We start from the raw sequence: 2,561 nt of genomic DNA on the forward strand, positions 1-2,561 counted from the left end.
CGCGGACCCCGCCTGAAGCGAGCACCGCAAGGTGCCCGTAGCGCAGCGAAGGGTCGCAGACAGTAGGGTCGCCTTTCTTTGCTTACTTTCTTTGGCGAAGCAAAGAAAGTGAGTCGCATGCCGGGCGACTCCCGGCCAGCCCAACCCCGCAAAGCCAACCCGCTACCAATAATTCAGACTGACCGCGACGCACCTGGAGCCGAAAAAAACCCAATCAAGACAACTGAACCGATACAGGCGGAGGCGGTGCAACGGGCTTGGCACCCAGCCGGGCCGCACGAATGGCTGCCTCGTCCGACCAGGCACGCGCCACACTGGCCGACAGCAGGAGCACGGCGGAGGAAAAGTAAATCCACATCAGCATGACGACCAGCGAGCCGGCCGCGCCGTAAGCCGACACGACGGCTGCGGTGGACAGGTAAATGACCATGAGGTATTTGCCGACTTCAAACAAAATGGCACCGGCTGCGGAGCCCATGACGAGATAGCGCAAGGCGGGTTTGGGGCCGGTGCTCATGTTCATGAGAGCCACGAACAGGGCGACGCTGAAACCTAACAGCACCAGTTCGTTGATGACCCAGGCGATTTTTTCGAAGGGCAAGTAGGTGCCGGCCCAGCCCGACAGCAGGCTTAGAAACGTGGAGATCACCAGCGACACCAGGAGCAAAAAGCCCAGCGCCAAAATGTAGGCGACACCACGCAGGCGCAGCGATGCGCTGTACCACCATTTTTGCCGGGGCGCCTCACCGCTACCCTGGCGCCACACGCGCTCGAACGCGTCTTGCAACTCGGCAAACACGCCGGTGGCGCCAAACAGCAGCAGCGCAAAGGCAAACAGGGAGGCGGTGATGCCTTCCGAGGGCTTTCTGGCACTCGACAGCGCCTGCTGGACCGCCTGCGCCCCTTGCGCGCCAATCACGCTGCGGATCTGCTCGACCAGGCTGGCTTCAATGTAGCTGCGGTCCAGCCACCAGCCCAAAATGGCCACCAGCAAGACCAGCAAGGGGGCCAGACTGAGAATGCCGTAAAAAGACATGGCCGCGCTCATGCGCAGGCCGTCGGCGTCTACCCAGCAGTCGATGGCGCGCCGCCACGGGCGGTAGAGAAACTGGAAAGCTGAAAGCCCGAGGGCCAGCAAGGCCTGAAGACCCCGGACGAGTTTTTCCATCATGTCTGCAGCTTAATAAAGCTGCGGTCGCGCGGGCACCAGACGGCGCTGCGACAAGTCGTAGGTTCGCGCCGACGATCCACACAGAACAAACCAGTCCCGAAAAACCGGGCGCTGAAAGAAAACGGGCTTAGGTGCTGGCCTTGAACAGCGCCGCCACTTTTTTGCGGGCCTTGATGTTGGCAGAGACACCGCTGCGCGCCGGGCCGGCCTTGGCGTCGGCTTCCCAGGCGGGTTGCACTGGGCTGTCTGCCTTGGGCTCGTAGGGTTTGTCAAAAAACGGATCGCGTGACGCGGCCGGCGGGCGATGCGGTGTGTATTCGCGGCGCTCACGCGCTGGGCGTGCGTCACGCGGCTCGCGCACAGCGCTGCCTTCGGTGCCGCCCTCGGCCTCGCGGTACATGCGGCGACCGTCGTTGATGCGGCCCTGTTCGGCGATACGGGGGCGGTCTTCGTCAAACTCGAGGGGCTCAAGTTCGATTTTGGTGTTCAGCAGCTTTTCAATGTCGGCGACCAGGCGGGCGTCGCTGCTGGCGGCAAAGCTCACAGCCAGACCCGAGGCGCCGGCGCGGCCAGTGCGGCCAATGCGGTGCACGTAGTCTTCGGCATTGAAGGGCACGTCGAAGTTGAACACCGCGGGCACGTCCTTGATGTCCAGGCCGCGGGCGGCCACGTCGGTGCAGACGAGCAGGTCGACCTCGCCGCTTTTGAAGGCTTCCAGCGCTTTCAGGCGTTCGTCCTGGCTTTTGTCGCCGTGCAGTGCGGTGGTTTTGAGGCCTTCGCGTTCGAGCGAGCGGGCCAGGCGGGCGCAGCCGAGCTTGCTGTTCACGAATACAAACGCCTGCTTCATGCCGCGTGCCTTGAGGATCTGGTGCAGCGCCCGGCGCTTGTCGTCGGCGCTGACGCTGTAGAAATGCTGCTCGACCGTGGAAGCGGCGGCGTTGGACCGCGCCACTTCAATGGTGACCGGGTCTTGCAGGTAGCTGGACGCGAGGCGTTTGATTTCGGGCGAAAAAGTCGCTGAAAACAAGAGCGTGATGCGCTGCTTGGGCAGGTAGCTCAGGATGCGCTGCAGGTCGGGCAAAAAGCCGATGTCGAGCATGCGGTCGGCTTCATCGAGCACCACGTACTCGACCTGGTTGAGCACGGTGTTTTTGGCTTCAATGTGGTCCAGCAGGCGGCCTGGCGTGGCGACCAGCACTTCAACGCCTTTTTTGAGTTCCAGCGTTTGCGGCTTCATGTCCATGCCGCCAAACACCACTGCACTGTTGAGGTTGGTGTACTTGGCGTAGAGCTTGACCTGTTCGGCCACCTGGACCGCCAACTCGCGGGTAGGCAGCAGCACCAGCGCACGCACCGGGTGGCGCGCCGGCGAGGTGGAGGCGTTTTCGTG

General features: G+C 62.9%; 2 protein-coding genes. Both read right to left on the reverse strand.

Annotated elements, in window-relative coordinates; translation table 11 throughout:
• Nucleotides 1-214 precede the first annotated feature (214 nt).
• Nucleotides 215-1,171 carry a YihY/virulence factor BrkB family protein gene (locus tag Q8K05_RS07575; protein ID WP_305245918.1) on the reverse strand — a complete coding sequence of 319 codons (957 nt, stop codon included), beginning with the start codon at nucleotides 1,169-1,171 and terminating at the stop codon, nucleotides 215-217.
• A gap of 127 nt (nucleotides 1,172-1,298) precedes the next feature.
• On the reverse strand, nucleotides 1,299-2,561 hold a 1,263-nt coding region (locus Q8K05_RS07580; protein ID WP_305245920.1), incomplete at its 5' end, for a DEAD/DEAH box helicase.

Origin of the sequence: Polaromonas sp., assembly GCF_030682935.1 — a bacterium.
GTDB lineage: Bacteria > Pseudomonadota > Gammaproteobacteria > Burkholderiales > Burkholderiaceae_C > Polaromonas.

Bases quoted from the DNA above. Each gene is read 5' to 3' on its own strand.
- Q8K05_RS07575 (WP_305245918.1), bottom strand. From the start codon at position 1,171: ATGATGGAAAAACTCGTCCGGGGTCTTCAGGCCTTGCTGGCCCTCGGG.